This window comes from Dictyoglomus sp. (assembly GCA_025060475.1).
Lineage (GTDB): Bacteria > Dictyoglomota > Dictyoglomia > Dictyoglomales > Dictyoglomaceae > NZ13-RE01.
Genome location: JANXBZ010000001.1, coordinates 1 through 21,067, shown reverse-complemented (window position 1 = coordinate 21,067; position 21,067 = coordinate 1). Strand labels below are relative to the sequence as shown.

The following is a 21,067-nucleotide window of genomic DNA, read 5'->3' as shown; positions in this document are numbered from 1 at the left end:
TTCTTGCTCCTTTTATTTTCCAGGAGAGAAAAAGGGAATGGGAGTTATATTTTGGGGTTCCTTTTGTTTTATAATTTTACCTTGAGGTAGAGTTCTTAATTTAGTTGCGGATAGATTCTGATTTATTTTTAATTCTGTCCATAGCATATCCATATATAATCTGTTATATATGTCAAAAATTTTTAGTCTTATAGGTTTTAGTTCACTTTTATTAAGATAAAGCTCAAAATATGACATTTGAGTTTTTAGTTCTGGTGTATTGGGTTTTCCTATAATTTTGTAAAATTTTTCATTCTTTTCTATTAACTCTGCTACTTCTAAGTTAAAGTCTTCTTCTTTTCCTGAGATAAAGGGTAGATTTATTCCTGAAGTATATGTTAAGGTTTGAGTAAATTCGCTTTCAAGGATTTGTTTTGTAGCAGGAATGTAAACTCTCATTAACTTTTTTTCTGAGTCTATTAAGATTATTTGACCCGAGAAAAGGGCAGGTTCTAAAAAATTAATTCTTAATATTAATGGATTAGTTATGTAAAACATTTCCATAGTCATTTTTTGAGGTATGGATTCTCCTTTTGAGGAGTAAGAATAGAGAGTTATGGATAATTTCATCTGGATATCTTTAGCTGAGCCCCATTTGTCTCCTACTTCCTTTAATATGGACTCTGCAGAAATCTGAGAAAAAATCGAGGAACTCAATATCAAAGAAAATATTAAAATTAATCCAATAATTCTTTTCATAGTTTATTCCTCCTAAAATTGATAAGATAATTTTAATCCAAAAGTTTGAGTTTCATTCTTTATTTCTCCTGTGCTTAATTTCTCTAAATTATATGTCCAATAAATACTTCCCACTAAGATTCCTTCCATAGTAGGGAAATTCAATTGAATTTTTTGGTTTAGGCTATATTCTCCTTCTTCTTTAAAGATATATTCAAAAGTTGTTAAGGACTCTAAATTTAAATAATCTCTTAAACTCCACTCCATTGAAGCTCCTAATTTAAGTCTTCCAACTCCATTACTGAAATTATGAAAATATCCTCCTGAAATTCTGCTGAAAATATTTACAATAAAAGGGGTTCTTAGAAAGATCTCTCCACCAAATTCTCCAGGTTTTATATCATAAAGATCAAAATTCTGAGAATGATTAGATCCAACATAACCCTTAAGAGAAAAATTTCCAATACTTATCTCACCTTGAACTAAACCACTAATATAGACTCGTGAATCTTTAATGAGAAAAGATAATTCCTCAGAAGTATAGCAAATTCCTAATGGAAGTGTATGTTTTTGTAGAAGATTAATGTTTAAATTATAGCTTTCTTTATAAGATAAGAGAGAGAAATTAGCTATATTATTTGGAGTAAATAATCTCTGCCATCCTAATGCTTTTAATGGTTTATTATCCGCTATATTTTCTCCAGTAAGTAAATATATTTCATCTTTTAAGATATATAATCCTAAAAAGAGTCCTTTAAATCTTAGATATTTTGAATAGGAATTTAGATTGGGATAAAAATAACCATAAATACTTCTTAAATAAGGAGTTTGTAATCCCAATCTATATTTAAAATATTCTTCATGCTCCAAATTAATAGTGATTCCTAAATTTTCACTCCACCACTTTTCTAATAGAAAATTATATTTCTGATACGTTTTCTCTTTGCTTGAAAAAACTTCTGTATTTAATTCCATAATTCCCCATTCACTTGCGAAGGTATTAGATATTAATAAGAAACTCAAAACAAATAATAATATTAATCTCCTCATAGCCTTCCTCCAAAAATTTTGACATGATTTCTTTTTACTTTTATAATCCAAAAAAGAAAATAAAGCAAGAAGAAATGGAAAAGATAAGAAGAGAGATATTTTGGCTTTTTGTTTTAATTGTATTAGACTTTATCTGTCTAATACTTTCTGTTCCTTTAGCTTATTATATAAGATTTAATTTTTTAATAAAAATTCCTGAACTTTATCTTCCTGAGTCTGATTTTCCTGTTTTCTATCCTTATTATTTTTATCTTTCTATTTTTTTTGGAATAATGGCTCTAATTATTCTTATTTGGAATAAAGCCTATAATTCCAAAAACTATTTTTCCTTTGGACCCATATTTATTTCTGTTGCTCTTTCTATTTTTATATTGTCCTTTCTTTCCTTCTTTTATAGGGATTTTTCTTTCTCGAGATTAATTTTTATTCTCACAGGTTTTTCTGCTCTTTTTCTTATCTTCTTAAATAGAATTATTCTTTTACTTTTAAGATGGGGACTATTTAAAATAGAAAGAAGTATAACAAAAGTTCTTTTAATTGGAAATAATGAAATAGCAAACACACTTATAGATTTTTGGAAGAAAAATCCATGGGTGGGATATAAATTATATAGAAATATTCCTGATCTTTCATATTTAAAAGAGAACTTAGAAGAATTTTATAATTTCCAGGAAATTATAATAACACATCCTATAAAAGATGAGGAGATTTTTCGTTTAATAGAGATATCTAGGAAAAAAGGAATTACAGTTAAAATAGTTCCTGATCTTTATCTTCTTTTTGGCTCTCAGATTATATTTGACGAAATTAGTGGTATTCCTATTTTAAGAATTAAAACTTCTAATCTCGAGGGATGGCAGGGTTATTTAAAAGAGATTGAAGACATAATTATTGCTACTATTGGACTTATTTTCTTTTTGCCTCTTATGTTTATAATATCTTTATTAATAAAACTAGATTCCGAAGGTCCTGTTATTTTCAAACATAAAAGGGTGGGAAGATATGGTAAAGATATATACGTTTGGAAATTTAGAACAATGTATAAGGATGCAGACAAAATTCTAGAAAATAATCCTAAATTAAAGTTAGAATTTGAAAAAAGTTTTAAGTTAAAAGATGATCCAAGGGTAACAAAAATTGGCAAATTTCTAAGAAAATGGAGTTTAGATGAAATTCCTCAATTTTTTAATATTCTAAAGGGAGATATGAGTATTGTAGGACCAAGACCTGTGGTAAGAAAAGAGTTAGAAAAATATGGAATCTTTGCAGATGAAATTTTGAGAGTAAAGCCAGGTCTTACAGGTCTTTGGCAAGTGAGTGGAAGAAGTGACTTAGATTATGCTAGAAGAGTCCAATTGGACTTATATTATATTCAAAATTGGAGTATAAAATTAGATTTTCAAATCATACTGAAAACCATCCCATCGGTTATTCTTAGAAAGGGAGCATATTGATATGATATAATAAATGCATATTTGAAGCTATGAAGGATTTAAGTAGTAAAGTTTTAGTATTAAATAGTAATTATGAACCTTTAGATGTTTGTGGAGTAAAAAGGGCAATATCCCTTCTTGTTCAAAAAAAGGCAGAAGTAGTAGAAGAAAACAGTGGGATTATTGCTTCTCCATCGGTATTTTTTGTTATTCCATCGGTGATTAGACTTTTATATTATGTAAAAAGACCTAGATTAGAACTTAAACTATCAAGAAAAGGAGTTTTTATTAGAGATAATTTTACTTGTCAATATTGTGGCAAAAGGGATGGAGAAATGACTATTGATCATGTTGTACCAAAGAGATTAGGGGGAAAATCGGTATGGGAGAATTTAGTTTGTGCTTGTAAAGAATGTAATAAGAAGAAAGGAGATAAGACGTTGGAAGAGGCAAAAATGAAATTAATAAGAGAGCCAAAACCACCTAAATATATTCCTTACTTTCATTTGACAAGATATTTAGAACGAGAAGAGAATATTGAATGGCGAAAATATTTCTTTGTTAACTCTGAGGAGTAGAACAATGAGAGAATGGAGTAATTTGAGAATAGATGAGATAACTAGAGAATTAGGGACAGATCTTGAAAAGGGATTGTCAGAAAAAGAGGCTAAAGAAAGACAAAAAATTTTTGGAAGAAATGTTTTACCTGAAAAACCTCCTACCACTTTTTTAAAATTATTTATTAATCAATTTAAGGAATTTCTTACTATAATTCTTATATCTGCTACTTTTATATCCTTAATCTTAGGAGAAATTAAAGATGCCATTGCTATATTCGTTATTGTCCTAATAAACGCTGTTTTAGGAGCATCTCAGGAATTTAAGGCAGAAAAAACCTTAGCTTCTCTAAAAGCATTAACAAATCCAGTGGTAAAAGTTATAAGAGATGGAAGGTTAAAAGAAATCCTATCTGATGATTTAGTACCAGGAGATATTATTATTTTAGAAGAAGGAGAGAAAATACCTGCAGATGTTAGGTTTTTTGAGACTCATTATCTACAAGTTGACGAGTCTATATTAACTGGAGAATCAGAAGCAGTAAGAAAAGATGCTGATTTTGTTGGTGAAGGAAATTTAGATCTTGGAGAGCAATATAATATGGGATTTAAAGGGACATATATCATGTCTGGAAAGGGTAAAGGAATTGTTGTTGGAATTGGAGAAAATACTGCTTTAGGAAAAATTGCAAAGATGCTTTCTGAGATGAAAGAAGAACCTACACCCTTGCAGAAGGAGTTAGAAAAATTAGGAAGACAAATTTCTGTTCTAATACTCATATTAGTTTCAATACTTTTAGGGATTGGAATTATACAAAAAAGAGAATTCTTTGAAATGTTTATGACTTCTGTTAGTCTTGCGGTAGCAGCAATTCCTGAGGGGCTTCCCACAGTTATTACTATTCTTCTTGCTTTAGGTGTTCAAGAAATGGCTAGAAGAAAGGCAGTAGTGAGAAGACTTTCCGCTGTGGAAGCTCTTGGGGCAACCACTATAATCTGTACTGATAAAACAGGAACATTAACAGAGAATAGAATGGAATTGGTTAAGATAGGACTTTTAGAAAAGGTTTATGAGAGAGAGAATTTCTCTAAGGTTACTTCAGAAATTTATGAAATATTGGAAAGTGCAATTTTATGTAGCGATGTTAGAAAAAAGGAAAATACTTATTTAGGAGATCCTTTAGAGATTGCTCTTTTTAGAACAGGAGAAAACTTAGGTATATTAGATAAAGTATTGGAAAATAGAGAAAAGGTTAAAGAGATCCCTTTTGATTCTCAGAGGAAAAGAGTGAGCGTTGTCTATAAAAATAGTGATGGTTATCTTTTGTTTGTTAAGGGTGCTCCCGAAGGGATTATTAAGAAGAGTAAATATGTGAAATCAGATAACCAAATTTTGGAGTTGAATGAAGAGATTGAAAAGAAATTGACAGAAAAACAGATAGAACTAGCTAAAGAAGGTCTTAGAGTATTAGGAGTAGCAAAAAGAAGTCTTAAATATTTAACTCAAGATAATATAGAAGAGAATCTTACTTTTTTAGGATTCGTAGCCTTTTTAGATCCATTAAGGGATGGAGTTAAAGAGGCTGTAGATCTATGTTCAAAGGCAGGAATTAGACCAATAATTGTCACAGGAGATTATATATGGACTGCCAAGAAGATTGCAAAAGATCTTGGAATGGATATAGAAAATGGACTCTCATATCAAGGAGAAGATCTAAAGGACGAAAAAGCTTTTGATAATATAAATTGGGAAAAAGTTTCACTTTTTTCAAGGGTACTTCCTGAACATAAGATGGAGATTGTTAAAAGATTAAAAGAAAAGGGTGAAGTGGTTGCTATGACTGGTGATGGGGTAAATGATGCTCCTGCTTTGAAAATGGCAGATATTGGAGTAAGCATGGGACAAAGAGGTACAGAAGTAGCAAGAGAGGCATCGGATTTAGTCTTACTTGATGATAGCTTTGCCACCATCGTAAAAGCAGTTGAAGAAGGAAGAAGAATTTTTGATAATATAAGAAAGGTGACTTATTATCTTTTTTCTTGTAATTTAAGTGAAATTGTTGTGGTAGGGTTAAGTATATTATTAAGATTTCCATTGCCCTTAACTCCTATTGAACTCTTATGGATAAATTTGGTAACCGATGGTTTTCCAGCTTTAGCTTTAGGTATAGAACCTGCTGAAAAAGATATTATGGAGAGAAAGCCTCGATCTATAAATGAGGGAATATTGACGAAAGATATATGGAGAAAATTGTTATTAGATGGTGTTATTATGGGTTTAGCTTCATTATCTTTATTCTATTGGGGACTATCTTTCAATAATATAACTTTAGCAAGGACTTTGGCTTTTTCTGGACTTGTATTTGCACAACTCTTTCAGGCTTTAAGCTTATCTCTTAGAAGAAGAAAGGAATTTATAGATGCTTTTTCTAATATTTATTTAATTTTAGCCATTCTTCTATCCTTCTCTTTGCAGTTCTTAATACTCTATACTCCCTTTGGAAGAAATTTCTTTAATCTAGAGTACTTAAGCCCTGAAAAAATTTTAATAGTAATTTTAGTTTCCTTGCTTCCTATATTTAAGCTTATTATAGAGAAAATATATGAGAAGATTTCTTAAAGAATTTGTAGTTTATATAATAAGTTTTGTTTTAATTGTTTTTCTTGCGAATCAATTATTTTTGATAGAGAAAATTCCTCAAGAATCGAAAGAGGAGACAAAAAGCGTGGAAATAAGACCAGCAAAAGAAAAAGTAGAAAGAATTAATGACTCTTCTAAGAATATTTTGAAAGATGAAAAATCAAAGGAAACGTATACTCAAATAATATATGAAGTTAAAGTAGGAGATACAACTATAGGGATTGCTCAAAGATATTCTATAGATTGGAAAGAATTAGCAAAAATTAATAATCTTAAAGATCCTAATAAGTTATATGTAGGGCAGAAATTAATAATTCCAATAAAAAAGGACTAAAATACTTGATAAGTCAAAGTCTATTTGTTATAATTTTTCTATAAAGTTGCGGACGTAGCTCAGTCGGTAGAGCGAGGGACTGAAAATCCCTGCGTCGGTGGTTCGATTCCACCCGTCCGCACCATAAAATATAAAGAAAAAATTAAGTTTGAAAACAAAAAATAATTTATATAAAAATATTATACTCTCTTTCCTAATAAGCGCCCGTAGCTCAGTAGGACAGAGCAGCGGTTTCCTAAACCGCGTGTCGGGGGTTCGAGTCCCTTCGGGCGCACCAAGTGTGAATACTCTCCTTTTACCTCATGCTTCAATAAAGTTCTACTTGGAGGTGATATTTTTAGAAATTTTCTATCTTCTCACGCTAATTCTCACACTAATTTAATTTCTTTAATTAAAAAGGAGGTTTAGGAGATGGCAGACGTAAAACTGGAAAATGTAACTAAAAAATTTGGAGATGTTATAGCTGTTAACAATGTTTCTTTAGATATTCAAGACAGAGAATTTATAGTTCTTGTAGGTCCCTCAGGATGTGGTAAAACGACGACTTTGAGAATGATTGCGGGATTAGAGGAGGTTACAGAAGGAAGAATTTATATAGGTGGAAGACTGGTTAATGATGTGCCTCCAAAGGATAGAGATATTGCAATGGTATTTCAAAACTATGCTCTATATCCTCATATGACTGTTTATGATAATATGGCTTTTGGATTAAAGCTTAGAAAATTTCCAAAAGAAGAAATTGACAGAAGAGTAAAAGCAGCAGCAGAAATGCTGGGTATTGAGAATTTATTAAAAAGAAAACCCAAAGAGTTATCTGGTGGACAGAGACAAAGAGTAGCTTTAGGACGTGCTATTGTTCGAGAACCAAAAGTATTCTTGATGGATGAGCCTTTGTCAAACCTTGATGCAAAGTTAAGAGTTCAAATGAGAGCAGAACTTAAAAAATTACAAAGAAGTCTTGGAGTTACAACAATATATGTTACTCATGATCAAACTGAAGCAATGACCATGGGAGATCGTATTGTAGTGATGAGAGATGGAGTTGTACAACAAGTAGATGAGCCTCTTACTATCTATGAAAAACCTAATAATATTTTTGTGGCTGGATTTATAGGTAGTCCTCCTATGAATTTTATAGATGCACGTCTTGATGAAAATGCAAGAGTTTTAGATCTAGGAAGTATAAAATTGGGAATTCCTCAAGATATGCAAAGCTTTGTTGCGGAGCATGCAAAGGATTATCTTGGAAAGAAAGTTATTCTTGGAGTAAGACCAGAACATATTTATGATGTATCTCTTATTAAAACAGAAGAGATTATACCTGAAGATGTAGCAGAGATGAAAATTGAGGTTTTGGAACCTATGGGAACAGAAGTTTATCTCTATCTTATCGAAGGTCCAGTAAGTGCTGTGGCAAGAGTAGGCTCAGAAACAAGAGCAAGGATGGGAGAGAGAATTAAAGTTATGTTTGATTTAAGAAAGATGCACTTGTTTGATCCTGTAACTCAGGTAGCAATCATTTGAGAATAGTAATCTCCTTATTAAACTTATCTGAAAATAAGGGGGGATTCTCTATTCCCCCTTATTTTGTTTTTTATAAATTTTAGGGGTGATTTTTATGAATAATATATTTTTTAACTTAGTTTTACATTCCCATATCCCTTTTGTTAAAAAAGCTGGAAGATGGCCTTTTGGAGAGGAATGGTTTTTTGAAGCAATGTTAGAGACTTATATTCCTCTTACAGTACTCTTTTACAATCTTAAAGAAAAGGGTGTAGATTGGCATATAACTCTTAGTGTTACCCCAGTTCTTGCAGAACAGCTTTCTGATGCATATATGCTTTATGAGGCAGAAAAATATATTGAAGAGAGAATATTTTTAGCAGAAAGGGATTTTTATGAATTTAGTAAGGAAAACAAAAAGGAAGCTCAGTTAGCATTGTTCTATAAGAACCTTTATAAAAAAATGTTGGATCATTTTAGAAATTCCTTTTCAAGAAATCTATTAAAATTTTGGGGAGAATTACAAAGAGATGGAAATTTAGAAATTTTAACAAGTTCTGCAACTCATGCATATCTTCCTTTATTAAAAAAGAATTCTTCTATTTATGCTCAATTATATATAGGCAAGGAAAATTATATAAAACATTTTGGAAGCCAACCAGTAGGAATATGGCTTCCTGAGTGTGCTTATAAACCTGGGCTTGAGAAAGTTTTATCTGAATTAAAATTTAAATATTTTTTTGTAGATACGCATTCTATATTAGGTGGTGAATCCCTTGGATATCCTGAGGTAAAAAGCTCAGGAAAAATGAGATCGATTTTAGAGCCTTATTATGTAGATGAAACTGAAGTAATAGTGTTTGGAAGACATGAGAGAACTAGTATGCAAGTATGGTCTGCTGAGTGGGGTTATCCAGGAGATGGGTTATATAGAGAGTTTCATAAAAAGGCAGAGACTTCAGGACTTCAATATTGGAGAATTGTTTCTAAAAACACAGATTTAGGACTCAAAGAGATATATGATCCTGAGGTTGCTAAAAATAAAGCTTTAGAACATGCAAGTCATTTTGTTAGCCTTTTAGAAGAAGAGGGAAAGAGAGAAAAGGGAATAATTACTGCAATGTATGATACAGAACTTTTTGGTCATTGGTGGTTTGAGGGATTAATTTTCTTAGAAAGGGTTTATGAATTAATCAACGAAAGTAAGATTGTAAAAAGTACAATTCCTAAATTATATCTTACCTATTTTGAGCCAAACAAAAAAATATATCTTCCTGAATCTTCATGGGGAAAAGGAGGAAAACATGAAGTCTGGTTAAACAAAGATACTGAAGAACTTTGGCAGAAAATACATTCTGTTGAGGAAATTATGGAAGAAGCTTCTGAAGAAAAAACAGACTCTTTATGGAAAGAAAAGGTTCTTAAACAAATGGCAAGAGAAAAATTACTTTTAGAGAGTAGTGATTGGCCTTTTTTGATCAGTACATATCAGGCTCGAGAGTATGGATATAAAAGATTTTATCAACATTATGAAAATTTCTCAAAACTCTATAGCTTTTTAAAAATAAAAGAGCCAAAAGTAGAAGATTTTAATCTATTAAAAAAGTTGGAAGATACAGATTCTTTGTTTCCAAATATAAATTATAATATATTTAGAAGGAGAAATTATGAAAGATAAGATCTTTTTTACTTTAGGTTTTCATAATCATCAACCTATAGGAAATTTTGATTTTGTAATTGAAAAGGCTTATAATTTGGCTTATAAGCCTCTTATTGACTTTTTTTTGAAAAATCCAGATTTTCCCTTTAGTATTCATTTTTCAGGATTTCTTCTTCAATGGCTTGAAAATAAACACCCTGAATATTTTAAGAATTTAAAAATACTTTCAGAAAGAGGACAAATGGAAATTTTTTCTGGAGGATTTTATGAACCTATATTGCCAATAATTCCTGATGAGGATAAAATTTTACAAATTAAGAAATTAAATAAATATATCTGGAATAAATTCGGACAAAAACCTAAAGGAATGTGGCTCGCAGAAAGAGTTTGGGAACCTCATCTTGTCAAGTTTTTAGCTGAATCAGAAATTGAATATACTGTACTTGATGATACTCACTTTCTTTCTACTGGCCTAAATCCTGAAAGACTTTTTAACTATTTTATCATAGAAGAACAAGGATACATGATTAAAGTATTTCCTATCAATATGAAACTTAGATATCTTATACCTTTTCATGAACCTTTAGAGACTATTGAGTATTTAAAAAGTTGCTTAAAAGGGGAAATAAATATTGTAGTTTTATTTGATGATGGAGAGAAATTTGGGCTTTGGCCTGATACTTATAAAACGGTTTATGAGGAACGATGGTTAGAAAGATTTTGGGAGATTTTAAAAGAAAACTCTCATTGGATAAAGCTAATGAATTTTAGGGACTATAATGAGAAAAATTCTCTTTCTGAAAGAATATACTTACCTACTGCTTCATATAGAGAAATGATGGAATGGTCTCTTTATACTTCTGCTCAAAAAGACTTAGAAAATTTAATTAATGATATCAAAAATATGGAAAAATGGGAAAAATATTCTCCCTTTATTAGAGGGGGATTTTGGAGAAATTTCTTAGTAAAATATCCTGAAGCAAATCATATTCATAAAAGGATGTTGTATGTAAGAAAAAAAATTGAAAGTATATCAGAAAAAAGTAAGTATAAGAATTTTGCTTTAGAAGAAATATGGAAGGCTCAGGCAAATGACGCCTACTGGCATGGTATTTTTGGAGGACTTTATCTTCCTCATTTAAGATCAACAATTTATTCTCATATAATTAAAGCTGAAAATTATTTAGAGAAAATGAAAAATAAAAATAGTATTATTCTAAAATATTTTGATTTTGACTGTGATGGTAAAGAGGAGATAATTGTTGAATCAAAGAATTTTAATCTATATTTTGCTCCTCATCTTGGTGCGGGACTCTTAGAGTGGGATTTTAAGCCTCTTTCTTTTAATCTTACTGATATTTTAACAAGAAGAGAGGAAGCTTATCATGAAAAACTTCATTTAATAAAAGAAAACGAAGGAAAAGGAAGGACCATTCATGAAAGATGGGCTGTTAAAGAGAAGGGTTTAGAAAATATTCTTTTTTATGATAGACATAGAAGAGTTTCCTTTAAGGAATACTTCTTTAAAAACTTTCCTTCAGTTGAAGAATTATGGAAGTGTGAAGATAAACCTTGGTTTTATTCTTTAGATTTTTCTTTTAATTGGACTTATAAAAAAACAAAAAAGAAATTCTTGTTGATTTTTTCAGGTGAGAACAATTATGTTAAATTAGAAAAAATCTTTATGATCTATGAAGATAAGAATGAACTTGGTTTAATATATAAAATAAAAAATATTTCCTCAGAAAAAATCTCTTTTGTTTTTGGATGGGAAGTTCTTTTTAATTTCCTAGCACCAGAACATGATGAATACTATTTTTATATTCCTGAAACCTCTTGGAAGTCTAGTTTAAGGTCTATGGGTATAGAAGAAACATATAATTGGGGAATAAAGTCTCCTTTTATTTATTTAACTTGTAGGCTTAAAGATAAAGCTAAGTGGTATAGATATCCTATTGAAACTGTATCTTTGTCAGAAGAAGGTTTTGAAAGAGTATATCAAGGAAGTGCTCTTCTCCATTTTTATAATATAAAACTTGAACCTAATGAAGATTGGGATACGGAAATAGTTTTTCATATAGATGTTAATCCTAATTTTAATGTTTCTAATAGTTCATCATGAATTAAGCTGTTAGATGCAACAATACTTGATTCCTTAAAAGGGATAGTTTTATTATCAAAATCTGTTACTTTTCCTCCTGCTTCTTCAATAATAATTATTCCTGCAGAAAAATCCCAAGGATTTAGTTTCTTACACCAATATCCATCTAATCTTCCACAAGATACATATGCTAACTCTAATGCTGCAGATCCAATTCTTCTTACACCATGACTTTTTCTTGAGAGATTTATAAAGGAAATAAAGTTTTTTTCATCCATAGTTAATTCATAAGGTAAGCCAAAAGCTAAAAGAGAATCTCTAATATATTTTACTTTAGAAACCCTTATCTTCTCCTCGTTTAAAAAGGCACCTTTTCCCTTCATAGCAGAAAAAAGTTCTTTTCGGACAGGGTCATATATTATTCCTAAAATAATATCATTTTCTTTTTTTAAAGCAATACTTACTGAGAAGTAAGGATTGTTATGGGCATAATTTGTAGTTCCATCTAAAGGATCTATTATCCAATGATATATGGTATTTCTTTTTATATATCCTTTTTCTTCGGATAATATTGAATGATCAGGAAAATTTTTATTAATTAACTCAATAATTTTTTCTTCGGATAGTCTATCTGCTTTAGTGACAAGATTAGAAATACTTTTTAATTTTATATCCTTTTCTTCATAAAAATATTGTAAAAGAATTTTACCAGCTTCTATTACAATATTTTTTGCAATACTTAAAATTTCTTCCATATGTTTTAACCTCAGTTTTTGAGTAAAAATTATATCATCTGAGAACAAATAGTTAAATACTTTTATGGTATAATTATTTCTAATAACACTAGGAGGTGAAGCAAAATGTCTAAGAAAACATGTGACAGATGTGGACAAAGAGTTGCAACAATCAGAGTATCCATAATAAAAAGTGGAAAAAAACAAACTCTTGATCTATGTGAGGTTTGTTATGCTAAATATAGACAGAAAGAGAGAAGTTTTTCTCCTTTAGAATCTCTTTTTTGGGGTGATTTTTTCAAGGACTTTTTTGGAGAAGAATTTGGTCCCTTTGAAAGTGAAAGATTTGATAGGGAAGCTATAGATCTTTCCTTATATCTTAGTGACAGTGCCAAAGAGTATCTCCAAAAAGCAGGAAGAAAAGCTATTGAGTTTGGAAAATCAGAGGTAGATACGGAACATCTTTTATATGCGTTAACAGAAAATGAGATTGTTCAAGAGGTTTTAAGACATTTTAATATAACACCTCAAGATTTAAAAGGGTATATAGAATATAATGCTCCAAAAGGAACTTTTAAAGCTCCTCAAGGAGAAAATATTGAGATGGAAGTTTCTCCTCGTTTAAAAAGCGCTCTAGAAAGATCTTTTTGGGCTTCTCGAGATTTGGGACATAACTATATTGGTCCAGAACATTTATTAATTGGTCTTTCTGAAGAACCAGATGGATTTGCCTATGATATTTTAAGAAAATTTGGTCTAACTCCTCAAGATATAAGAAGAGCAGTAATAAATATAGTGGGCGAAGGAAAAGAAGAAATAAAAGCAAGATCTTCTATGATGACTCCAAATTTAGATAAATATTCTAGGGATTTAACAGAACTTGCAAGACAAGGGAAATTAGATCCTGTAATCGGAAGAGCAAAGGAAATTGAGACAATAATAGAAATTCTAGCAAGAAGAAAAAAGAATAATCCAGTTCTTATAGGAGAACCTGGGGTAGGAAAAACAGCGATAGTGGAAGGTTTAGCTCAGAGAATTGTTAAGGGAGAAGTTCCTGAGGTTTTAAGAAATAAAAGATTAGTTGAATTAAACATAAATTCTTTAATATCAGGAACAAAATATAGAGGAGAGTTCGAAGAAAGAGTTAAACAGATATTGGATGAGATTATTGCAAATCAAGATAGGTTAATAATATTTATTGACGAGATACATACTATTGTAGGAGCAGGATCAGCAGGGGAAAGCTCAATGGATCTTGCTAATGTTTTCAAACCTGCTTTAGCAAGGGGAGAACTTCATCTTATAGGAGCGACAACCTTAAATGAGTACCAAAAATATATAGAAAAAGATGCTGCTTTAGAAAGAAGATTTCAGCCTGTTTTTATTTCAGAACCCACTGTGGAACAAACTATTAATATATTGAGGGGGTTAAGAGATAGATTTGAAGCTCATCATAAAGTTAGAATTACTGATGAGGCTTTAATTGCTGCTGCAGTTCTCTCTGACAGGTATATTACTAATAGATATCTTCCAGATAAAGCTATTGATCTTATTGATCAAGCATGTGCTAAAGTTCGTATCAGCTTGACTTCTCGTCCTTCAGAAATTCATGAAATAGAATCAAAGTTAAAACAGTTGAAGAGAGAACAAGAGTATGCTACATCAAGAAAACAGTTTGACAAGGCAAAGGAATTAGAGGAACAGATTAAAAAGTTAGAAGAGGAGTTAAGAAATGCAGAGGAAAATTGGAAAAAAATGGTAGCATCAGAATCTGCAGAAGTTAAAGCAAAACATATAGCAGAAATAATTTCTACTCTAACAGGTATTCCAGTTTCTGAATTATCTACTGACGAAAGAGAGAGATTGTTGAAATTAGAAGAAAAACTTCATGAAAGAGTTGTTGCACAAGAAGAAGCAGTAAAGGCAGTTGCTAATGCTATAAGACTATCAAGAGCAGGTTTGAGAGAAGGAAACCGTCCTATTGCTACTTTCTTATTTTTAGGTCCCACAGGAGTTGGAAAAACTGAATTAGCAAAAGCTCTTGCTTGGGCAATCTTTGGAGATGAGGATGCTATAATTAGAATTGATATGAGTGAGTATATGGAAAGACATACTGTTTCAAGATTAATTGGTGCTCCTCCAGGATATGTGGGGTATGAGGAGGGGGGACAGTTAACAGAAAAGGTAAGAAGAAGGCCATATAGTGTTATTTTATTAGACGAAATTGAAAAAGCTCATCCTGATGTTCATAATATTTTACTTCAAGTTTTTGATGAAGGAAGGTTAACTGATGGAAAGGGAAGAACTGTGGATTTTACAAATACGATAATCATAGCAACAAGTAATATAGGATCTGATATAATTCAATATAACCTTACTGCTCCTGAAAAGGAGAAGTTAACTTATGAACAGTTAAAAGAAAAGCTTATGAATCTATTAAGAAAATATTTTAGACCTGAATTTTTAAATAGAATTGATGAAATAATAATATTCCATGCTTTAACTCAAGAACAAATTAAAGAAATTGTAAAATTACAACTAGAGAGGGTAAGAAAAGTGGCTAAGGGACAAGGAATAGAATTAAACTTTGATGAATCTCTTATTTCCTATCTTGCAAAAATCGGATATCAACCAGAATTTGGTGCAAGAGAACTTAAGAGAAAAATAAGAAATGAATTAGAAACAAAAATTGCTGAAGCGATGCTAAAGGGAGAGATTTCTGAAGGTGATAAAATTTTTGTGACATACGATGAGAATGAAAAGAGAATAAAGTTTGAGAAGATTAAAGAAGAGGAGGAAATAAAAGCTAAGTCTTAAGAAAGGAGGAAATCTAATGGAATTTCAAATAGTGGAGATAGAGAAACCTAATGAAGTTAATCTTATTTTGGGACAAGCCCATTTTATTAAGACTGTAGAAGATATTTATGAAACAATTGTTAGTTCTGTACCTGGTGCAAAATTTGGATTAGCTTTTTGTGAATCTTCAGGTCCAGCTCTGATTAGACATGTAGGTACAGACCTGGAGTTAGAAGAGTTAGCAGTAAAGAATTTACAAAGGATAGGAGCAGGTCACTCCTTTTTAATCTTCTTGAGAAATCTCTATCCAATTAATGTTTTAAATGCGATAAAACATGTTTCAGAGGTTGTTAATATCTTTGCCGCAACTGCAAATCCGTTGAAAGTAGTAATAGTAGAAGATGGAGATGGAAGAGGAATAATAGGTGTAATTGATGGTGTTAAACCTAAAGGAGTCGAAGAAGAAAAGGACATTGTTTACAGAAAAGAGTTCTTACGAAAAATAGGTTATAAGTTATAAGGGAAAAAAATGGCTATTATTACCATATCTCGTCAATATGGAAGTAATGGTGAGAAGATTGCAGAGAAATTAGCAAGGGATTTAAATTATAGATATTTTGACAAGTTTCTAATGACAGAAATTGCAATATCCTCTGGACTTTCAGAGGCTGAGGTTATTGATTTTAATGAGGATAACTACAAAGTTAAGGGATTCTTTGAACAATTATTTAGGAGAAGGGAGTTTGTAGGGGAGATTACAGTAAAAGAAAAAGATAATGTTACAGGAATTACAAGTATTATAACTAAAACTTTTGATGAAGAAAGTGGTTTAAGATTTGTTCAAGCTGTTATAAAAAAATTAAAAGATTGGGGAGATGTAGTTATATTAGGTAGAGGAGCACAAGTTCTTTTAAAAGATAATCCAAAAACATTACATATAAGAATTATTGCTCCTTTAGAATATAGGGTTAAGAATGTTATGAAAGAAAGAAATCTTACAAGAGAAGAATCTTTGAGATTGATCATAGAAAAGGATAAATCTGCGGAGGAATATCTAAAAAGATTTTATAACGTAGATTGGAATAATCCAGAATTGTATCACTTAATCTTAAATACTGGCTTATTATCTTGGGAACAAGGAGTAGAAGTAATAAAAAATGCTTTAAGAGCTATAATTTAAAACAGTTCTCCTATTTCTTCTTCTACTTTTCTTAAAAGTTTATCTAGATTTTCTTCTAATATCTTAATTTTATGTAAATTGTCTTTAATTGGAGAAATTAAGGATTTTATAAATTGATATGCTATTTCTGTCCCCTTACCGCATTTTAAAGGTTTGTAATAATCTATTCCATGAGTTGCATAGACGAAGTTTATAGTAATTAATTTTTCCCAATTTTTGACTATTTTTTTTAGCTTAATAATATTCTTAATTTCAAGTTTTATAAAATCATATTTATTTAAACAGAATATTCTTTTATTAGAGGGTTTAGATAACTTTTTGTTTTCTTTAGATAAATTTTGATAAATAGCATAAAGAGATGGAAAATCAAGCTCAAATTTAGATTTAATTATATCTATTATTTTTTCTAACAAGTAACTTAGGTTTGCAATAACTATAGATAGATAATCAATAATATGACTAAGAGTTTCCACATAAAGATTTTCATAAAGAATAAACTTTTCCTTAGGAATAATTATAGGACTATTAGAAATAGAATTAATTTCTGTTTCTAATATATTTTTCATAAAATCTATAGTTTGATGAAATATAAAAAAAACCTGAGAAAGATTGTTTAGAATATAAAGGTTCTGAGATTTAGGATTATCAGAAGAGAAAATAAATTCACTTTCCTTTAAAAGTTTTCTAAGGTTTTCATAAAATTTTATTAATCCAAGATGAGGTTTTAATGCATAAATAAAGGAATTAAGTAGTTTTTCCTCTATTCTTAAATTTTCAAGAAAAAGAGCAAAAGCTATTTCTGATAGTTTTCCTAGTTTCTTTATTTTTATGAAATATATACTTAAAATACCAGCTATATATTGAGTTCCACTTGTAAGCGCTAGAATTTCATTTTCTTCTAAATCTATGTATTTCGTATTAGATTCCTTTAATGCTTTTTCTGTCTTCATTCTCTTATTTTTATATAAGACTTCTCCCTTTCCTTTGAGAGCATAAACAATAAAAATTAAAGGATTTAAATTCCTCTTCAAAGATAAGTTCTCTGGAATCAAAGGAATAATATTTTTTCTTAGAAACTCTAATATTTTTTCTACAACTTCTATGCGAACTCCAGAATAACCTAAAGCTAAAGAATAGGCTTGTAATATCATAATTGCTCTTATTTCTTCAGGAGTAAGAGAGTTTTTGAATTTAACACTATCATAATTGTCATGGTTTCTGGGTTTTTCTCTTAAGGTTTCTTTCCAAAGTTTTCTGCTCTCTTTAATTTTTTTCTCTAATTCTTGGGAAAGCTGAATATTATAAGGTTTAGTGCTTAATATATATACATCTTCAATAGAAAGTCCAAAGGGAATAAATTCAAATTTCTCCATGAAGTTCTTTTTTCTCACCTGTTTCCATATAATAAATAATTTCAATCATGTTAGTTATATGATCCGCTATTCTTTCCAAATATCTTGAAATCATAATTAATTGAATTATTTCTTGAGTATTCTTAGGATTTTTCTGAATTTCATGAATCATGTTATATAAAATTTCTTGATATTTAGAGTTTATCTCCTTATATTTTAAAGATAAATTTTCTAAGGAACCCAAATCAGGTTTAAAATATGCTTTTATGACCTCTCTTATCATATTTTCTGTAAGTTCTCCTAGGAAGAATATTTCTTTCCATGGTAATTCAAAAAAATTTTTAAGAAGATTTGAAGAAAATTTTGCAATATCTACGGAATAATCTCCAATTCTTTCTAAATCTTTGATAATTTTCATTGTAGATGCTATTATTCTTAAATTTTTTGCAATAGGTTGATAAAGAGCGAGAAGGTTTATACAGCTACCTTCAATATTCCAGTAATAATTGTCTACAAGATCATCTTTTTTTATAGCATCAACAGCTAAATCCAAGTTTCTTTTTTTAAGAGCTTCTAGGGTTTGGTGTAGCATTTTTTCCACAATGCTTCCCATTCTTATAACATTTTCTCTTAATGTTTCAATCTCTTTATCTAAGAAATTCCTTTTCATAAGTAAGATTATATGGATACAATACTCTTTTTTCAATTTAAAATTATATTAAGGAGGAAAATATGGTATAATATCTTCCATATGGAAAAGTGTATTCTCTGTAATAAAAGAAAAGGAAGAAGATACTGTAAAAGTGTGAATAGAATGATCTGCTCTGAATGTTGTGGAGAAAAGAGATTCAGAGAGATCAATTGTTTAAAAGATTGTGTATACCTAAAGCAAGCTAAAGATTATTCCAGTGAAAAAATTACAGAAATATTTCCTTTATGGAGGGAAGAAAAACTTTGGTTTTTACTTTATAGTATTAGGCTTTCCACATATAAATTTCTTAAAGATAATCAAAACTTTACTGATGATGAATATAAAGAAGTAATAGATTTACTGAGAAGAGAGTATGAGGTAAAACTTAAAAATTTACTTCTTCCTTCATTGTATCCAAAATCTTCCCGTGGGTTAATTTTAAAAAATCTGCTTGAAGATGTTTTAAAAGATTTTCTGAAAAAATTAGATGATTTTGGTTTTCCTCTCTTTAGTGTAGAGGATATAGTGAAAGTTCTTTCATGGGAGAAATATATAATAGAAGAATATCAGAGAAATAATAAAAATGTTGGAATGGATTTCTTTTTACAAGATTTAAGAAACTTTGTCGAAAAATTTCAGCCCGAGAGAAATGATAAACCTATAATAGTATCAAAAGGAGAATAGGAAATGAATATTAGAGAAATTTACGAACTTTTTGTAGAACTTGGAATGAAGAATGATCCTAGAGGATGGGATAATGTTCAAAAAACATTAGAGAGAACTAAAAAAGAGTTTGAAAAATTAAGCAGTAAAGAAAGAGAAAAATTTGATCTGGAAAAACTTTATAATCCCTATTCAGATACAAGAATACTATATGGAGACCCTGAAAGAAAAGTAAAAAGGGTTTTAGCAGGAATAGATATTGATACCTCAGAACTACTTTTAGCGAAAGAATTGGAGAGACAAGGAAAAAGGATTGATTTAGTTATTTCTCATCATCCTCAGGGTAAGGCGTACGCCAATTTCTATGAAGTTATGCATCTTCAAGAAGATCTTTTAAATCAATGGGGAATTCCTATAAATGTTGCAGAGGGACTTTTATTACCAAGAATTGGAGAGGTAGAAAGAAGGGTACTTCCAGCAAATCATTACAAAACAGTAGATGCTGCGAGAATTTTAGATATTCCCTTTATGTGTTGTCATACTCCTGCAGATAACTGTGTAGCCACATATTTACAAAAATTGTTTGATGAAAATGCTCCTTATACTGTGGGAGATATTATAGAATTATTAGAGGAGATTCCTGAATATAAGGAGGCTATTAAAAGAAATATTCCTCCGAAGATAATTGTTGGAAATATTAAAAATAGAGCGGGAAAAGTTTTTGTGGATATGACAGGAGGCACCGAAGGGGCAGTAGAGCTTATTGAAAAAATGGCACAAGCTGGAATTGGAACTATTGTGGGTATGCATATGAGTGAGGAACATAGAAAGGAAGCTGAAAAACATCATATAAATGTTGTAATTGCAGGCCATATTGCTTCAGATTCCCTAGGTATGAATATTCTTCTTGATAAATTAGAAAATCAAGGAATCGAGGTAATAGGAGCTTCTGGTCTTATTCGAGTTCCAAGATGTTAACTAATATTTTTAATTGTTGAAATAATTAGATTATACAAAGTTTTTTTATCTTCTTCTGCTAAATTTAAAAGAGCTTTCCAATATTCTTCTAAAGTTGTTTTTATCTTTTCTTTATTTACACCTTGATAGATATTCTTACTAACATACCCTAAGATTAATAAGGGAATAACTAATAGAATTATTTCCATATTTATTTTTAGATTTCCAAGAATAAAGAGAATATAATTTTTTAATTCTTCGTGCCATTGTATTTTTTTTAGAAGAAAAAGGAGAAAAGAAATACACAAAAAAAGAGGACTTGTTTTATCGATATTATTCAATTCAATAATGTTCTCTTCTTTTTCTTCTATAGGTTTGTAATAAATTTTTTTTCTTCCTCTTTTTTTCATATTTTTCTCGTATTCTGACTTTATATATCCCTCTTTAAGAAGAAGTTGTAATATGTCATATGCAGTAGCAGGACTTACTTTAACTTCCCTTGCAACTTCATAGTAATGAATAGGTCTTTTTTTAGTCTTATATAATTCTTTTAGAACTTCGAGGAATTGCCTTCTTCTCTCAGTAATACTCATCTTAAACTCTCATCTCTTTGTCTTCTACAGGTGCTTTTCCACCAAACTCTTCAATCCAGACAGGATTTAAAACTCTTCTTACTTCTTCTGCATACCTTTCTATTT

18 protein-coding genes and 2 tRNA genes are annotated in these 21,067 nt (G+C 30.0%); 14 read left to right on the top strand and 6 right to left on the bottom strand.

Annotation, left to right across the window (positions count from 1 at the left end; translation table 11 throughout):
• Positions 1–12: 12 nt before the first annotated feature.
• Together NZ841_00100 and NZ841_00095 are read right to left on the bottom strand one after the other, a co-directional pair.
• On the bottom strand, positions 13–738 hold the full coding sequence (locus NZ841_00100; GenBank protein MCS7201177.1) for a hypothetical protein: 726 nt from the start codon (positions 736–738) through the stop codon (positions 13–15).
• 12 nt (positions 739–750) lie between these two features.
• Positions 751–1,767 carry a hypothetical protein gene (locus NZ841_00095; protein ID MCS7201176.1) on the bottom strand — a complete coding sequence of 339 codons (1,017 nt, stop codon included), beginning with the start codon at positions 1,765–1,767 and terminating at the stop codon, positions 751–753.
• Between the two features lie 74 nt (positions 1,768–1,841).
• Here NZ841_00095 and NZ841_00090 point away from each other — a divergent pair, with 74 nt between their 5' ends.
• The 9 genes from NZ841_00090 (at position 1,842) to NZ841_00050 (ending at position 12,017) form a co-directional block, all read left to right on the top strand.
• A complete protein-coding gene (locus NZ841_00090) occupies positions 1,842–3,221 on the top strand; it encodes a sugar transferase (protein MCS7201175.1) in 1,380 nt (459 codons plus the stop codon).
• Positions 3,222–3,250: 29 nt separating this feature from the next.
• Positions 3,251–3,778 carry an HNH endonuclease gene (locus NZ841_00085; protein MCS7201174.1) on the top strand — a complete coding sequence of 176 codons (528 nt, stop codon included), beginning with the start codon at positions 3,251–3,253 and terminating at the stop codon, positions 3,776–3,778.
• A gap of 4 nt (positions 3,779–3,782) precedes the next feature.
• Positions 3,783–6,377 carry a calcium-translocating P-type ATPase, PMCA-type gene (locus NZ841_00080; GenBank protein ID MCS7201173.1) on the top strand — a complete coding sequence of 865 codons (2,595 nt, stop codon included), beginning with the start codon at positions 3,783–3,785 and terminating at the stop codon, positions 6,375–6,377.
• The gene (locus NZ841_00075) at positions 6,361–6,732 is read left to right on the top strand and encodes a LysM peptidoglycan-binding domain-containing protein (GenBank protein MCS7201172.1); all 372 of its coding nucleotides are present in this window, start codon (positions 6,361–6,363) and stop codon (positions 6,730–6,732) included. Before NZ841_00080 ends, NZ841_00075 begins: the two co-directional genes overlap by 17 nt.
• A gap of 48 nt (positions 6,733–6,780) precedes the next feature.
• Positions 6,781–6,856, top strand: a tRNA-Phe gene (locus NZ841_00070).
• 76 nt (positions 6,857–6,932) lie between these two features.
• A tRNA-Arg gene (locus NZ841_00065) sits at positions 6,933–7,009 on the top strand.
• A gap of 134 nt (positions 7,010–7,143) precedes the next feature.
• Entirely contained in the window at positions 7,144–8,256 is a 1,113-nt protein-coding gene (ugpC, locus tag NZ841_00060; GenBank protein MCS7201171.1) for a sn-glycerol-3-phosphate ABC transporter ATP-binding protein UgpC, read from the top strand.
• A 94-nt stretch (positions 8,257–8,350) separates the two neighbouring features.
• A complete protein-coding gene (locus tag NZ841_00055) occupies positions 8,351–9,913 on the top strand; it encodes a DUF1957 domain-containing protein (GenBank protein ID MCS7201170.1) in 1,563 nt (520 codons plus the stop codon).
• On the top strand, positions 9,903–12,017 hold the full coding sequence (locus NZ841_00050; GenBank protein ID MCS7201169.1) for a DUF1926 domain-containing protein: 2,115 nt from the start codon (positions 9,903–9,905) through the stop codon (positions 12,015–12,017). Before NZ841_00055 ends, NZ841_00050 begins: the two co-directional genes overlap by 11 nt.
• Here NZ841_00050 and NZ841_00045 read toward each other — a convergent pair.
• Complete coding sequence (locus tag NZ841_00045; GenBank protein ID MCS7201168.1) at positions 11,969–12,751, bottom strand: inositol monophosphatase; 783 nt, start codon at positions 12,749–12,751, stop codon at positions 11,969–11,971. The two genes, NZ841_00050 and NZ841_00045, sit on opposite strands and share 49 nt — an antisense overlap.
• A 105-nt stretch (positions 12,752–12,856) precedes the next feature.
• Here NZ841_00045 and NZ841_00040 point away from each other — a divergent pair, with 105 nt between their 5' ends.
• From NZ841_00040 to NZ841_00030, 3 genes are read left to right on the top strand one after another with little or no spacing between them, the layout of a single operon-like run.
• Positions 12,857–15,547, top strand: coding sequence for an AAA family ATPase (locus NZ841_00040; GenBank protein ID MCS7201167.1), 2,691 nt, complete (start codon positions 12,857–12,859; stop codon positions 15,545–15,547).
• Between the two features lie 16 nt (positions 15,548–15,563).
• Positions 15,564–16,046 (top strand): adenosine-specific kinase, encoded by a 483-nt coding sequence (locus NZ841_00035; protein ID MCS7201166.1) that lies wholly within the window; start codon positions 15,564–15,566, stop codon positions 16,044–16,046.
• A gap of 9 nt (positions 16,047–16,055) precedes the next feature.
• Positions 16,056–16,706, top strand: a complete 651-nt coding sequence (locus tag NZ841_00030; GenBank protein ID MCS7201165.1) for a cytidylate kinase-like family protein — start codon at positions 16,056–16,058, stop codon at positions 16,704–16,706.
• Here NZ841_00030 and NZ841_00025 read toward each other — a convergent pair.
• The gene (locus NZ841_00025; protein ID MCS7201164.1) at positions 16,703–18,079 is read right to left on the bottom strand and encodes an aromatic amino acid lyase; all 1,377 of its coding nucleotides are present in this window, start codon (positions 18,077–18,079) and stop codon (positions 16,703–16,705) included. The genes NZ841_00030 and NZ841_00025 overlap by 4 nt on opposite strands.
• On the bottom strand, positions 18,066–18,728 hold the full coding sequence (gene phoU / locus NZ841_00020) for a phosphate signaling complex protein PhoU (GenBank protein ID MCS7201163.1): 663 nt from the start codon (positions 18,726–18,728) through the stop codon (positions 18,066–18,068). Before phoU ends, NZ841_00025 begins: the two co-directional genes overlap by 14 nt.
• 81 nt (positions 18,729–18,809) lie before the next feature.
• Between phoU and NZ841_00015 the strand changes: the two genes are divergently transcribed.
• Positions 18,810–19,433 carry a hypothetical protein gene (locus NZ841_00015; protein MCS7201162.1) on the top strand — a complete coding sequence of 208 codons (624 nt, stop codon included), beginning with the start codon at positions 18,810–18,812 and terminating at the stop codon, positions 19,431–19,433.
• Positions 19,434–19,436: 3 nt separating this feature from the next.
• Positions 19,437–20,390: an NGG1p interacting factor NIF3 gene (locus tag NZ841_00010; GenBank protein ID MCS7201161.1), complete on the top strand. Its 954-nt coding sequence runs from the start codon at positions 19,437–19,439 to the stop codon at positions 20,388–20,390.
• On the opposite strand, the gene NZ841_00005 is transcribed toward NZ841_00010, so the two are convergent.
• Positions 20,387–20,962, bottom strand: a complete 576-nt coding sequence (locus NZ841_00005; protein ID MCS7201160.1) for a winged helix-turn-helix domain-containing protein — start codon at positions 20,960–20,962, stop codon at positions 20,387–20,389. The two genes, NZ841_00010 and NZ841_00005, sit on opposite strands and share 4 nt — an antisense overlap.
• Positions 20,963–21,067: the final 105 nt, after the last annotated feature.

What these genes read in the sequence shown, in the direction of transcription:
- NZ841_00100 (MCS7201177.1), bottom strand. Translation starts at nt 738, where the DNA reads ATGAAAAGAATTATTGGATTAATTTTAATATTTTCTTTGATATTGAGT.
- NZ841_00095 (MCS7201176.1), bottom strand. Translation starts at nt 1,767, where the DNA reads ATGAGGAGATTAATATTATTATTTGTTTTGAGTTTCTTATTAATATCT.
- NZ841_00090 (MCS7201175.1), top strand. Translation starts at nt 1,842, where the DNA reads ATGGAAAAGATAAGAAGAGAGATATTTTGGCTTTTTGTTTTAATTGTA.
- NZ841_00085 (MCS7201174.1), top strand. Translation starts at nt 3,251, where the DNA reads ATGAAGGATTTAAGTAGTAAAGTTTTAGTATTAAATAGTAATTATGAA.
- NZ841_00080 (MCS7201173.1), top strand. Translation starts at nt 3,783, where the DNA reads ATGAGAGAATGGAGTAATTTGAGAATAGATGAGATAACTAGAGAATTA.
- NZ841_00075 (MCS7201172.1), top strand. Translation starts at nt 6,361, where the DNA reads ATGAGAAGATTTCTTAAAGAATTTGTAGTTTATATAATAAGTTTTGTT.
- ugpC (MCS7201171.1), top strand. Translation starts at nt 7,144, where the DNA reads ATGGCAGACGTAAAACTGGAAAATGTAACTAAAAAATTTGGAGATGTT.
- NZ841_00055 (MCS7201170.1), top strand. Translation starts at nt 8,351, where the DNA reads ATGAATAATATATTTTTTAACTTAGTTTTACATTCCCATATCCCTTTT.
- NZ841_00050 (MCS7201169.1), top strand. Translation starts at nt 9,903, where the DNA reads ATGAAAGATAAGATCTTTTTTACTTTAGGTTTTCATAATCATCAACCT.
- NZ841_00045 (MCS7201168.1), bottom strand. Translation starts at nt 12,751, where the DNA reads ATGGAAGAAATTTTAAGTATTGCAAAAAATATTGTAATAGAAGCTGGT.
- NZ841_00040 (MCS7201167.1), top strand. Translation starts at nt 12,857, where the DNA reads ATGTCTAAGAAAACATGTGACAGATGTGGACAAAGAGTTGCAACAATC.
- NZ841_00035 (MCS7201166.1), top strand. Translation starts at nt 15,564, where the DNA reads ATGGAATTTCAAATAGTGGAGATAGAGAAACCTAATGAAGTTAATCTT.
- NZ841_00030 (MCS7201165.1), top strand. Translation starts at nt 16,056, where the DNA reads ATGGCTATTATTACCATATCTCGTCAATATGGAAGTAATGGTGAGAAG.
- NZ841_00025 (MCS7201164.1), bottom strand. Translation starts at nt 18,079, where the DNA reads ATGGAGAAATTTGAATTTATTCCCTTTGGACTTTCTATTGAAGATGTA.
- phoU (MCS7201163.1), bottom strand. Translation starts at nt 18,728, where the DNA reads ATGAAAAGGAATTTCTTAGATAAAGAGATTGAAACATTAAGAGAAAAT.
- NZ841_00015 (MCS7201162.1), top strand. Translation starts at nt 18,810, where the DNA reads ATGGAAAAGTGTATTCTCTGTAATAAAAGAAAAGGAAGAAGATACTGT.
- NZ841_00010 (MCS7201161.1), top strand. Translation starts at nt 19,437, where the DNA reads ATGAATATTAGAGAAATTTACGAACTTTTTGTAGAACTTGGAATGAAG.
- NZ841_00005 (MCS7201160.1), bottom strand. Translation starts at nt 20,962, where the DNA reads ATGAGTATTACTGAGAGAAGAAGGCAATTCCTCGAAGTTCTAAAAGAA.